Below are 13059 nucleotides of genomic sequence, written 5' to 3'. Positions count from 1 at the left end.
ACACCTGTATCACATACCCGATTTGCTGAAGCGAGGCCAACCGGTCACGAGTCAGTACCCGAATTTCTTGACGACCATAGAGCGTTGGAACCACCTGATCCCATCCCGAACTCAGAAGTGAAACGATGCATCGCCGATGGTAGTGTGGGGTTTCCCCATGTGAGAGTAGGTCATCGTCAAGATTAAATTCCGAAACCCCAATTGCGAAAGCAGTTGGGGTTTTGTTTTGCCCGCAGAAAAGTATTTTCCTGCCAATACAGGCCCTAACTGCTTGTTTTTGCCCTGATCTGACGCGAAATCCAAGCCCGACTGTAGGACAAAACACGACTAGCCATGGTGGTCGGAAAATGGATAAAGCCATGGGCGGACGAGGGCAGTAGATGGATTTCAACCGGTGCTGATCGTTGCCAGCGCTCAGCCAGTTCCAGCGTGTCATCGCGCAGCGGATCCAGTTCACCGGTGAACATCAACGCCGGTGGCAATCCGCTCAAGTCGCCGTACAGCGGAGACAGTGGCGCCTGCCGGCGTTCATCATCGCTCAATCCTGGAGTCAACAAGCGTAGCGCCTCGACCATTCCCGGGCCGTCGAGTACCAGCGTTTCAGCAGGTGCTGCGTGCACGCTTGGGGTGCCGGCGAGATCGTAAACGCCGTAATAGAGCAGGGCGCCGCTGACCCGCTGCAGCAGATCGGATGATGCTTTGAGCGCTAACAGAGTGGCAGCTGCCAGATGCGCGCCTGCCGATTCGCCGACAACGATTACCGGCAGGCCGACGAACTCCGTGCAATCATCGCTCAGCAGCCAGCGTGCAGCGCACAGACAATCCTGCATGAGATCCTCAACTGGCGTATTGACTGCCAACCGATAGTCGACCGATACCACCGCCACGTTGCATGTCTTGACCATGGCGACATTAAGGTCGTCGTTCATCCGTGCATTGCCGATCACCCAACCGCCACCGTGGTAATCCAGCACCACACCTTGAGCCTTTCCTTGCGGGCGGATGATTCGGACAGGCACTGACACACCTTGCGAATACACCACAGTGTTTTGCGCATGCAGGTCATGCTTGAGCGGTTTGTCCGCGCTGACAATCTGACTGGCACGCAGCAGTGCCTGGATCAAACGCGGCGTCAGCCGATTGCGGATGCGAAAACGCGGCAGCCAGGCGAGCTTGCGATTGAAGCGTTGCATCTGCGCCAGATCACTATCGCTGAACTCAAGCACATTCTTAGCCAAATCCTTCCTCCTCAGGTTGCAGCGCCGGCTCAATATTCCCCACCTGCGGCAATGTCTCAGGCACCGCCAGCCACAACAGCACAAACGCCACTCCGGCAATCACCGCCAGGGTCAGAAATGCCGCGTTGTAACCGGCCTCCTGCAGCACAATGCCCGCCACGCTGGCACTCAATGCTGCGCCCAGACCAAACACCGTCGAGAGAGCGCCGAGGCTGATATTGAAGTGTCCAGTGCCCAGCGTCAGGTCTTTCACTACCACCGGGAACAGCGCACCGAAGATCCCCGCGCCGACGCCGTCAAGCATCTGCACCGCTACCAACCAGTAAGGGTCGGCGGATAACGTATAAAGCACGCCACGCAGCGGCAGAATCAGGAAGCCTGCGAGTAGCAGCGGCTTGCGTCCCCAAACATCGGCTTTGGCCCCGACCAGCAAGGCGACCGGCACCATGACCAGTTGTGCGGCAACGATACAGGCCGAGGTCAGTGGCGTCGCCATCTGCAAGTTGACCTGCGCCAGTTTCTGGCTCACCAGTGGCAGCATCGCTGCGTTGGCCAGGTGAAAGAGGGCGCAGCAGATGGCGAACATCAGCAGCGCCTTGTTGGTCAGCAACACCGCCAATCCCGAGGGCGCTTTACTGTGTGTAGCGTCGCTGGGGTCAAGGCCCCGGGCCAGATCATGGTTGATCGCATTGGCATCGACGAAGCTCACGGCGATTACACTGCACAGCGCCATGACCGCCATCAGATAGAACACCGCCACCGGCCCGAACAGGTATGCGAATCCACCCGCCAGCAGCGCCGCGCAGGCGTTGCCGGCATGGTTGAAGGTCTCGTTGCGTCCGGTGCGTCGGGTGAACGCGCGCGGCCCGGTGATGCCCAGGGTGATCGCCGAAATGGCCGGAGCGAACACCGATGCCGCGGCGGCGCTCAGCGCTTGGGTGATCGCTACCAGACTGAAGGACGTCACGAAGGGCAATACCACGCAACTGCCGGTCACCAATAACGCGGCAATCGCGATCACTGCTCGTTTACTGCGTGTGTTGTCGACCAGGGCACCGGCGGGCGTCTGGGTGACAAGGGCGGCAATGCCAGCGAGGGTCATCACCAGCCCGATGCTGGCCGGCTCCCAGTGATGAACCGCCAGCAGGTAAATGGCCAGATACGGCCCGAGACCATCGCGCACATCGGCGAGGAAGAAATTCAGGCTGTCCAGCGAGAGGTTGTTGCGACGATTGGTATGAGTGACCACGCTGGCATCTTCAATAAACGAGGTTCGGCGAAATGCCTCAACCTCCGCTAAGTCAGTGACTTGTCACCTGCGGATTTAGTTTCCTGGCGGATGCCGACGGCACACACTTTTTCGCTCGGCGCTCGCCCCAGCAATGGCAAACCGACCAAGGTCAGACCGATACCGAGTAGCGCGCTGGCACTCAGCGGATCGTCGAACTGCATCCACGCCCACAACAGTGTCACCGGTGGCGTCAGAAACAGCGCGCCACTGATGCGCTGTATGCTGAATTGTTGCAAGCACAGCCAATAAAATCCGTAGCCACCAAACGTCGAGAAGATCACCAGCCACAGCACGCCACTGACGAAATCCGCAGTGATGGGCGGGCGCAATTCACCCTCAAGGCCAGCCAGCAGCGCAAATACAGGAATCACCGCGCATACCTGAATGAACAGCGCCGTGGTGGCCGGTATTGCAATGCCCGGCCGGGCTTTTTCAAACAAGGTGGCCGCCGCCAGCGACAATACCGCCAGTAACGGTAAGCTGTAGGCCCACAACGCCGCACTGGCCCATTCGACACTCGCGGCGCTGGCCAGCAGCATGCCGATCACGCACAGCGCCAAACCCAACCATTGCCAGCCACGTGTGCGCTGCCCCGGAACGCTGCCGGCCAGCAGCACAATTGTCAGTGGCAACAGATTGGCAAACAGCGACGCAATGCCCGGCGTGACGCCAAGTTGAATCGAGGCGGCTATCGGTCCGATGTAGCCACCCATCGCGAATAGCCCAAGCAGTGCCTGATGCCACATGTCCTTGCCGCGTAAACCACGCAAGCCGGGCCAGGCGAACGGCAGCAACAGCAATGCCGCCAATACAAAACGCCACAACGAGGCCAGGTATACGCTGCCCTGATCGGCGACGTAGCGATAGCCAATGAACCCCGAACTCCAGCTGACCACCATTGCCATCAGCAGTAAAAAACGAACAGGCATGACGTTCATCGCATGGCACCTGACAGAGGAATGAGTTCGATGATATGAATCAAGCACTGATGCATTCAAACGATACGATCCGCACCACTGATGCAGGAATTCTCAAGCATGGCCGAAGCCCTTGATATCGAACTGTTGCGCACCTTTCAGGCAATCGTGCGCTTCGGGCAATTTCTCGCCGCCGCGAGTTTCCTCAACAAGAGCCCGTCAGCGGTCAGCCTGCATGTGCGGCGTCTGGAAGCGCTGGCGGGCGGGCGCTTGCTGGAGCGCGATAACCAGACGGTCAACCTCACGCCACTGGGTCGACGCTTCGCCCTGCAGAGCGCCGATTTACTACGCCACCACGATCAATTGCTGGCGAGTTTCAGCACGCCGCTGGCCAGCGGGCGGGTTCGCCTGGGGATTTCCGAGGAATACGCCGGCGCGGTCCTGGGCTGTACGTTGCCGCACCTGTCGGCAGATTTTCCGCACATCGAGTTGGAAGTCGAAACAGGTGCCAGCGGTCGGTTGAGTGCGCGTCTGGAACGCGGACAACTGGATCTGGCGTTGCTGGTGGTCGTCGCAGACGCGCCGCCATCGACGCGTTGCGTAAGGATGCTGGGCCTGACCCAGCCCGTGTGGGTCGCCGCGCACAATTACACGCAGGATCTCACCCGGCCGGTACCGCTGGCCTTGCACGGCAAGGGTTGTCCCTATCGCAGCGTTGCCGTGGATGCATTGAGCGAGCAGGGACGCCGGTGGCGCGCAGTGATTGTCAGCGCCGGTGCCAGCGCGCTGGAAACAGCCATCGAGGCCGGACTGGCGGTGGGCATTGTTGATCGTGCGCAAGTGCGACCCGGCATGCGCGTGTTGAGCAGTGAGGAGGGGTTACCCGAGTTGCCGCTGCACGAGTTGCGCCTGATGCAGGCATCGGGTGAATTGAGTGAGGCGGGGGAGGTTCTGGTGCGCTTGATCGGTGACGGCTTCGTGTTGTGACGCGTTGAGCGACGGCGGCCTCCGGGCAGGGCCGCCGTCAGTCATTACATCAGTTGATGCGCGGATGCTGCTGCACCAACTCCTTGCGCTTGGCTTCCAGTTCGGCGATTTCGGCGTCGATGTCTTCGATTTTCTGCTCGATGTTGTCGTGATGTTCCTTGAGCAGTTCCTTGGCTTCCTCAAGATCCGACGCCGCCGGTGCGGCACCGCGCAGCGGTTTGTTGGCGGTCTCTTTCATGGTCACGCCGGTGATCAGGCCGACCACGGCAATCACCATCAGGTAGTAGGCCGGCATGTACAGGTTGTTGGTGCTTTCTACCAGCCAGGCCACGGCAGTCGGGGTCAGGCCGGCAATCAGCACCGAGACGTTGAACGCGGCGGCCAGTGCGCTGTAGCGGATGTGCGTGGGGAACATTGCCGGCAGGGTCGAGGCCATGACGCCGATGAAGAAGTTGAGCAATACCGCGAGGATCAGCAAGCCGGAGAAGATCAGGCCGATCTTGCCGCTGTTGATCAGCATGAACGCGGGGATCGCCAGCAGGAACAGACCGATGCTACCAACCACAATGAAGGGCTTGCGGCCGATCTTGTCGCTGATAAAACCGATCGCCGGTTGTACGAACAGCATGCCGACCATGATCGCGATGATGATCAGCACGCCACGGTTTTCGCTGTAGTGCAGGTTGTGCGACAGGTAGCTCGGCATGTAGGTCAGCAGCATGTAATATGTGACGTTAGTCACCGCCACCACGCCAATGCAGGTCATCAGGCTGCGCCAGTGTTTGGTCGCGACTTCCTTGAACGAGACCTTCGGCCCGCCCGCCAGACCTTCACGGTCGCCTTCTTCGAGTTTCTCGACGTGCTGTTGAAACGCCGGCGTTTCTTCCAGCGCATGCCGCAGATAGAGGCCGATCATGCCCAGCGGCAGGGCGAGGAAGAACGGCAGACGCCAGCCCCATTCAAGGAATTTCTCTTCGCCGATGATCGTCGAAATCAGCACCACCACACCGGCGCCGAGGACGAAGCCGGCAATCGAGCCGAAGTCCAGCCAACTGCCGAGGAAGCCGCGTTTGCGGTCGGGCGCGTATTCGGCGACGAAGATCGAGGCGCCGGTGTACTCACCGCCGACCGAGAAACCCTGGGCCATTTTCGCCAGCAACAGCAGGATCGGCGCCCAGATGCCGATTGACTCATAGGACGGTATCAGGCCGATGGCGAAGGTACTCAGCGACATGATCACGATGGTCGCGGCCAGCACTTTCTGTCGCCCGTATTTGTCGCCCAGCGCACCGAAGAACAGCCCGCCCAACGGACGAATCAGGAACGGCACCGAGAAGGTCGCCAATGCAGCAATCATCTGCACGCCAGGATCGGCGCCGGGGAAGAAGATCTTGCCCAGTGCATAGGCGACGAAGCCATAAACCCCGAAGTCGAACCATTCCATGGCGTTGCCCAGTGCGGCGGCGGTGATCGCCTTACGCATCTTGGCGTCGTCGACAATCGTGATGTCTTTCAATCCGATGGGATTGACCTTGTTTTTCCTTGATTTCATGCGGGTCACTCATAGCTGAACGGATTCGATGCCATTGTTTTGCTGGCATGGGTTCTTTCCGTCAGATACAAGAAGACACGAAAAAATTCACTGCTCAGGGCATTTTTGTCGTTTGCCCGTGCAGATGCATGGCGCAAGCAGCGGCTCCCACCCGGCGGCGATTACGCAAAAGCACAAGACGTCAGGCTGAAAACCCGGATAATGGCCGCCAATTCGTTTCTGCTCTCTGGTAAACCCGCATGGAAATCAAGGTCAACTTTCTCGACAACCTTCGACTTGAAGCCAAGTTCGACGACTTCACGGTGATCGCCGATCAGCCCATTCGCTACAAGGGCGATGGCTCGGCACCGGGGCCGTTTGACTACTTCCTGGCGTCGTCGGCCTTGTGCGCGGCTTATTTCGTGAAGCTGTACTGCGCAACCCGCAACATCCCGACCGAGAATATTCGCCTGTCGCAGAACAACATCGTCGACCCGGAAAACCGCTACAACCAGATCTTCAAGATCCAGGTCGAATTGCCGGCAGACATTTCCGAGAAGGATCGTCTGGGCATCCTGCGTTCGATTGATCGCTGCACGGTGAAGAAAGTCGTGCAGACCGGCCCCGAGTTCGTGATCGAAGAAGTCGAGAACCTCGACGCCGATGCGCAGGCCTTGCTGATGCCGCATTCGACCTCTGAAGCGGGCACCTACATCGCCGGCAAAGATCTGCCGCTGGAGCAGACCATCGCCAACATGTCGGGGATCCTCGCTGATCTGGGGATGAAGATCGAAATCGCTTCGTGGCGCAACATCGTGCCTAACGTCTGGTCGTTGCACATCCGCGATGCGCATTCGCCGATGTGTTTCACCAATGGTAAAGGCGCGACCAAAGAGGGCGCGCTGGCCTCGGCATTGGGCGAGTTCATCGAGCGCCTGAATTGCAACTTCTTCTACAACGACCAGTTCTGGGGCGAGGACATCGCGACCGCCGAGTTCGTGCATTACCCGAATGAGCGCTGGTTCAAACCGGGCCCGAAAGACGAGCTGCCGGCAGAGATTCTCGACCCATACTGCCTGGACATTTACAACCGCGACGGCGAGCTCAAAGGTTCGCACCTGTACGACACCAACTCCGGCAACACCCAGCGCGGCATCTGCTCGCTGCCGTTCGTGCGCCAGTCGGATGGCGAGGTGGTGTACTTCCCGTCGAACCTGATCGAAAACCTGTTCCTGAGCAACGGCATGAGCGCCGGCAACACCCTGGCTGAAGCCCAGGTGCAATGTCTGTCGGAGATCTTCGAGCGCGCGGTCAAACGCGAAATCCTCGAAGGCGAGATGGCTTTGCCCGACGTGCCGCAGGAAGTGCTGGAGAAGTACCCAAGCATTCTCGCCGGGATCAAGGGCCTGGAAGAGCAGGGCTTCCCGGTGTTGGTCAAGGACGCGTCGCTGGGCGGTGAATTCCCGGTGATGTGCGTGACCCTGATGAACCCGCGCACCGGCGGCGTGTTCGCCTCGTTCGGCGCGCACCCGAGCCTGGAAGTGGCGCTGGAACGCAGCCTGACCGAGCTGCTGCAGGGCCGCAGTTTCGAAGGCTTGAACGATCTGCCGCAGCCGACTTTCTCGGGCCAGGCCGTGACCGAACCGAACAACTTCGTCGAGCACTTTATCGACTCCAGCGGGGTGGTGTCGTGGCGCTTCTTCAGCGCCAAGTCTGACTTCGAATTCGTCGAATGGGACTTCTCAGGTCAAGGCGAAAACTCCAACGCCGAAGAAGCCGCAACCCTGTTCGGCATCCTTGAAGACATGGGCAAAGAAGCCTACATGGCGGTCTACGACGACCTCGGCGCCAATGCCTGCCGGATCCTGGTGCCGGACTACTCGGAAATCTATCCGGTGGACGACCTGATCTGGGACAACACCAACAAGGCCCTGCAATTCCGCGCCGACATCCTCAATCTGCACAGCCTGAGCAAGGTCGGTCTGCGCAACCTGGCCCAGGGCCTGGAAAACAGCGAGCTGGATGATTACACCGACATCACCACGCTGATCGGCATCGAGTTCGACGACAACACGCCGTGGGGCAAGCTGACCATTCTGGAACTGCGCCTGCTGATCTACCTCGCCCTGCAGAAATTCGAGCAGGCCAAGGATCTGGTCGAAGCCTTCCTGCAATACAACGACAACACCGTCGAGCGCGGCTTGTTCTATCAGGCGGTGAACGTGTGTCTGGAAATGGAGCTGGACGAAGACCTGGAACTGGCCGATTACGAAACCAACTTCCGCCGCATGTTCGGCGACGAGCGCATGGACGCGGCGATCGGTTCGGTCAATGGCAGCGTGCGTTTCTACGGTCTGACACCGACCAGCATGAAACTCGAAGGGCTGGATCGTCACCTGCGTCTGATCGACAGCTATAAGAAGCTGCACGCGGCGCGGGCTAATGCGGCGGCGTTGAATCGCTGATAGCAGACGGTCACTTCTGCTGAGTAAACCTGTAGTGAGGGGATTTATCCCCGATGGCGCGCAAAGTGGGCCGGGCTTCTTCAACCAATAAAGAAGCGGGCCTGCTACGCAGTCCATCGGGGATAAATCCCCTCACCACAAATAAGTATTGTGGGGACATGGAGTCGGCAAAATGACTCTCACGAATACTGCTGTGTACTTGAACGCCAACGCCATGAACCGCATGGTTCAGGACGGCACACTGGACGCCAATCCCGTCTCCGCCGCAAAACCTGCGGGAACCCGCCGCTAATTCTGAGTCCACTGCACAACCCCATGTGGGAGCGAGCCTGCTCGCGAAGAGGGCGTGTCAGTCGCCATCGCTTTGGCTGACAGATCGCATTCGCGAGCAGGCTCGCTCCCACATTGGATTTCTGGCAGCCGCCAATCCTGAGTCCACCCAATAACCCTGTGGGAGCTGGCTTGCCAGCGATAGGGCCGTTTCAGCCAACATCATTATCGGTGCCGTCAGCGCTTGCACTGCGCCTGCACCACCTGGCAAGTGTTCGGCGTCCCTCCGGAGCGGCTCGCATAACGCATGCAGTTATTCATCGACTTCTTGCGCGCCATGCTCAAAGTATCGCCCCAGGCCAGACCCCCTTCGCCGGAAGTGGGCACGGCTTTGGCGTAGCAGTTCGAGCCGTTGGTGGCGTAGCGCTTGCTCGAACAGCCGACTGTCAGCGCCAGGGTGGTGGCGAGCAGGGTAAGTAGCACCCAGGACGAGCATTGGCGTGCGGTGATTGTGGTCATCTGGGTTCCTCGTTGGGTCATGCGCATCAATTGCCTCGCCCACAGGCGTTGGGCATTATCCAGCAATCGACATAAGGAAGCGTCCCCAATGCGTGCACCCACACTACACCTGATGTGCGGCAAGATCGCCTCGGGCAAATCGACACTGGCCAAATCACTGACTGAGGAGCACCGCGCGCTGGTGCTCAGTGAGGATCAGTGGCTGTCGCGGCTGTATCCGGAGCAGATCCAATCCGTGGCGGATTACCTTCGATGTGCGCGGCAGATTCGCGGCGTGCTGGGGCCGTTGGTGATCGATGTGCTTAGCGCGGGGGTGAGTGTGGTGCTGGATTTTCCGGCCAATACCGTGGCGGATCGGCAGTGGCTGCGAGGGCTGGCGGATACTGCAAAAGTGCCGCATTGCCTGCACTATCTCGCGGTGGATGACGATACTTGCCGCGTCCGGCTACATGCACGCAATGCGCTGGCCGAACATGAGTTTGCGGCGTCGGATGCGGAGTTTGATTTGATCTCCAGCTACTTTCAGGTGCCGGAAGTGGGCGAGGGGCTGGAGATCGTCATGCACGGAAATCGCTAGCAGGCTAGCTCCCACTTTGGATCTCTGGCAGCCGCCAACCCTGAGCTCAACGCAAAAAACTGTGGGAGCTGGCTTGCCAGCGATGGGGCCGTGTCAGTGGCCATCACTTTGGCAGGCTCGCCCCAATCGCCAGCAGGCTAGCTCCCACAATGATATCCACCGCCTGATCCACGCTGACATTCGCGGTGTCGAGGCACAGAATCGGCTGCGTCCAGGCCTCATATTCGTGATTCACAACAGAAAACCAACATCGGTGATGTCAGCCCCGTGATGTCTGATTGCCGCTGCTCAACCCGACGACGATGCTCACGTCGATCCGAGCAAATCACTTCGATGTTGAGCAACGGCGCTCCCGAGCGAGCCGCGATGTCGGCCCACGTCGCGTGCAGAAGTGGATGAAGAACTTGACCTACAACGCCCACATCCGAACCAGGGCAAATTGCAGATCCACAGTGACGCATGTCCGGCCATCCACCCATTCATCTTCGCGAAGGCGCCGTCCGGTATTGGTTTCGCGCTCGCCTTTGGCGATGACCAGGACGAACAGGCGGGTCGGACACTCGAAAGAGCGCAACCGGTCAACATCGGCCCGCACCGACCAATCGCCTTCCAGGCACTTGGCCTGCGAGACATCGCCCAGGCATTTGATTTCGGCGACCATCCTCGGCGCGCCGTTGTCGTCCAATGAGTACAGGTCCGCTTTGCGTCGGTCGCCTATCGGCAGATCCGTCCAGATCTCGATCTCATCTTCGAACCAGGCTTGCAGACTGATCTGGGCTTGAATCCAATGCTCGCGGCAACTGTTGAGTTGCAGCACTTGCTCAAGATTCTTCTCCATGCCTTGAAAGGCGCGCTCGAACAAACCGAGCCATTGAGTGGTGTCCATTTCACATTTCCTGTGTCAGTCCATTTGGGGGAGAGATTATGGACGGAATCTCCTTTAACCGAAAACCCCAGACTCATCACCGCCAGACATCATTCCTGTGGCCAACACAAACAACTGTGGGAGCTGGCTTGCCAGCGATGGGGCCGTGTCAGTCTCCATCCTTCCCGACTGATCCACCGCCATCGCTGGCAAGCCAGCTCCCACAGGGTTATCTGTTGCTCCCGGAATTTGCGAAACAAACTGATCCCTGACGGACAAAAAACGCAGCCCACGGCCCGATCGCGCAACCATTTCCTTGCGCAGTCGTTCTGTCATATTCGGTATCAATTGATTGCAGATAGTAGCCAGCCCAACGCTAATTCCAATGAGGCTGCACTGTGTTTCAACGTCTTGTGTGTTCGCTGTCCGTTCTGAGCCTGTCCATCGCCGCTGCCCACGCTGCCGAGCCTGTGGTGCTCGACACGCCGCGCCTGCAGAGCATCGACAACTTCCGTGATGTCGCCGGCCTGACTACTGCGTATTCCACCGCCCACGACGGCACCATGCGTAGCGGCGTGTTTTACCGCTCCAACGCGATCACGCCGTCGGCAACGGATCTGGCGACCCTCAACATCCTCGGCATCAAAGCCGTCTACGACCTGCGCACGCCGAGCGAAATCGCCGGCACGCCGGATACGATGCTGAGCGGTGCGACCTACCAGAACATCGACATTATCGGCAGCACTACCTCGGGCGCGAACATCACCAGCGTGTCGTTCAAAAGCGCCGCCGACGCCATCGCCATGATGGAGCAGACCAACCGCGCCTTCGTCAGCGACGCGGGGATGCGCGATCAGTTCGGCAAGCTGTTCAACGAACTGGCTACCACCGACGGCGCACAATTGTTCCATTGCACCGCCGGCAAGGACCGCACCGGCTGGACCGCCGCCGTGCTGCAGAGCATCGCCGGGGTCGATAACGCGACCATCATGGCCAACTACCTGGCGACCAACGATTACACCGCCGCCCGCGTCGCCGCGACTCTTAAAGCAATGCCGCCAAGCATGGCTTCGGTGTACGCGCCGCTGCTGGGGGTGCAGGCCAGTTACCTCCAGGCCGGTCTGGATGAGGTCACCGCCGAATACGGCAGCATGGACAACTACCTCAAACAAGGCCTCGGCCTGTCCCAGGAAACCATCTACGTGTTGCGCGGCAAACTGGTCGAGTACAACAGCCTGCCGGGTCAGGCCGGATTGATCGGCAACGCCGCTGCCGGTGCCGAATTGTTGCGCGAGTTGCAGAACACCAGCCTGTCCGGCACCTACAGCGCCTACAACTACTACCTGCAATCGGCGATTGATGCTGGCACCCTCGACGGTGTCGAGTCCCAGGTCGGCGGCCAGGTTCACGCCGACGCCGCCAGCTACCTGCTGCGGCAGAACGCGTTGATCGAACAAGCCGCCGCACCGTACGCCAGCGGCACCGATCTGAAAGTCGGCCAATACCGTTTGTGGACCACCGCGCTCGCCGGTTACCTCGGCACCGACGGCTCGTCCCACGCCGAGAGCAGCAACGAACACAGTCAGGGCCTGATGGTCGGCCTCACCCAGCGCTTCTCCGAACAACTCAGCGCGCGCGGCGGCTTCGGCTACAGCAAAGGCACCGTCGGCGGCGCGGGCGGCGAGGCCGATACCGATTTCACCTTCTTCAACCTCGGCGCGCGCTACGGCTTCACTAGCCTGGAACGTGGCCTGTTCGTCGACGCCAACGCCAGCGCCGGCTACATCGATTACGACAGCAAACGCAAACTCGGTGGCGGCCTCGGAGCGGCCAAGGGCGACACTCACGGCAACCTCACCGGCGCGACGTTGGCGCTGGGTTACCGCGCACCGGTCAACGGCATGATCCTCGAACCCAGCCTCGGCTTGCGCATCAGCCACCTCGACCTCAAAGGCTTCCAAGAGAAGGGCAGCGAACTGGCACTCGACGTCGACGACAACACCGCCACCCGCCGCAGTGCCGTCGCCAACCTCAACGTGGCGTTTGCCCCAGTGGCGATGGGCGCCTGGCAACTGGTGCCGGGCGTACGAGTCGGCTATGAACGCACCCTGGGCAACAACGACGTCAACAGCCAGGGCCACCTGCTGGGCCTCGACATCGAACAACGCGCCGCCTTCGACAACCGCGACCAGTTCAGCGGCGGCGTCAACCTGATGGCCAGCCTCGGCGCGGTCAGCGTCGGCGCAGAAGTCGGTGCCAGCGGCGGCGGTGACAGCCACGGTTTCAGTGGCAGTCTGAAGGCCAGTTACGCGTTCTGAAGCAGGGACAACCGCGCAAGGTCAAGGATGACCACCATTGACAAAGCACCAGCAAAATATGGTGGAGCAGGGAACGGCCAA

Annotated in this window: 10 protein-coding genes and 1 rRNA gene; 5 read left to right on the top strand and 6 right to left on the bottom strand. The window is 59.9% G+C overall.

Translation table 11 applies throughout. The features are described 5' to 3' along the window. Positions 1-66 precede the first annotated feature (66 nt). Positions 67-182 (top strand): 5S ribosomal RNA (rrf, locus tag CRO59_RS25315). 81 nt (positions 183-263) lie between these two features. Here rrf and CRO59_RS25310 read toward each other — a convergent pair. From CRO59_RS25310 to CRO59_RS25300, 3 genes are read right to left on the bottom strand one after another with little or no spacing between them, the layout of a single operon-like run. After that, on the bottom strand, positions 264-1193 hold the full coding sequence (locus CRO59_RS25310; protein ID WP_097090103.1) for an alpha/beta hydrolase fold domain-containing protein: 930 nt from the start codon (positions 1191-1193) through the stop codon (positions 264-266). A gap of 37 nt (positions 1194-1230) precedes the next feature. Next, a complete protein-coding gene (locus CRO59_RS25305) occupies positions 1231-2487 on the bottom strand; it encodes an MFS transporter (protein WP_027613784.1) in 1257 nt (418 codons plus the stop codon). A gap of 47 nt (positions 2488-2534) precedes the next feature. Continuing rightward, the gene (locus CRO59_RS25300; RefSeq protein ID WP_256578479.1) at positions 2535-3467 is read right to left on the bottom strand and encodes a DMT family transporter; all 933 of its coding nucleotides are present in this window, start codon (positions 3465-3467) and stop codon (positions 2535-2537) included. A 99-nt stretch (positions 3468-3566) separates the two neighbouring features. On the opposite strand from CRO59_RS25300, the gene CRO59_RS25295 reads away from it, so the two are divergent. Continuing rightward, positions 3567-4433: a LysR substrate-binding domain-containing protein gene (locus CRO59_RS25295; RefSeq protein WP_097089952.1), complete on the top strand. Its 867-nt coding sequence runs from the start codon at positions 3567-3569 to the stop codon at positions 4431-4433. Positions 4434-4482: 49 nt separating this feature from the next. On the opposite strand, the gene proP is transcribed toward CRO59_RS25295, so the two are convergent. Next, on the bottom strand, positions 4483-5985 hold the full coding sequence (proP, locus tag CRO59_RS25290) for a glycine betaine/L-proline transporter ProP (RefSeq protein ID WP_027613786.1): 1503 nt from the start codon (positions 5983-5985) through the stop codon (positions 4483-4485). A gap of 239 nt (positions 5986-6224) precedes the next feature. Here proP and CRO59_RS25285 point away from each other — a divergent pair, with 239 nt between their 5' ends. Then, a complete protein-coding gene (locus CRO59_RS25285; RefSeq protein ID WP_097089953.1) occupies positions 6225-8429 on the top strand; it encodes an OsmC domain/YcaO domain-containing protein in 2205 nt (734 codons plus the stop codon). A gap of 507 nt (positions 8430-8936) precedes the next feature. Here CRO59_RS25285 and CRO59_RS25280 read toward each other — a convergent pair. Further along, positions 8937-9218: a hypothetical protein gene (locus CRO59_RS25280; RefSeq protein WP_027613788.1), complete on the bottom strand. Its 282-nt coding sequence runs from the start codon at positions 9216-9218 to the stop codon at positions 8937-8939. Positions 9219-9306: 88 nt separating this feature from the next. Between CRO59_RS25280 and CRO59_RS25275 the strand changes: the two genes are divergently transcribed. After that, positions 9307-9795, top strand: coding sequence for an ATP-binding protein (locus CRO59_RS25275; RefSeq protein ID WP_027613789.1), 489 nt, complete (start codon positions 9307-9309; stop codon positions 9793-9795). A 409-nt stretch (positions 9796-10204) separates the two neighbouring features. Here CRO59_RS25275 and CRO59_RS25265 read toward each other — a convergent pair whose 3' ends face one another. Then, the gene (locus CRO59_RS25265) at positions 10205-10681 is read right to left on the bottom strand and encodes a hypothetical protein (protein ID WP_027613790.1); all 477 of its coding nucleotides are present in this window, start codon (positions 10679-10681) and stop codon (positions 10205-10207) included. A gap of 377 nt (positions 10682-11058) precedes the next feature. On the opposite strand from CRO59_RS25265, the gene CRO59_RS25255 reads away from it, so the two are divergent. Beyond that, positions 11059-12978 carry a tyrosine-protein phosphatase gene (locus CRO59_RS25255; protein WP_097089954.1) on the top strand — a complete coding sequence of 640 codons (1920 nt, stop codon included), beginning with the start codon at positions 11059-11061 and terminating at the stop codon, positions 12976-12978. The last annotated feature ends 81 nt before the right edge of the window (positions 12979-13059 follow it).

The sequence above is a fragment of the Pseudomonas sp. LAMO17WK12:I5 genome (assembly GCF_900215165.1).
Taxonomy (GTDB): Bacteria; Pseudomonadota; Gammaproteobacteria; order Pseudomonadales; family Pseudomonadaceae; genus Aquipseudomonas; species Aquipseudomonas putida_A.
Note: the sequence above shows the minus strand (reverse complement) of the source record. Positions and strands in the feature narration are given on the sequence as shown.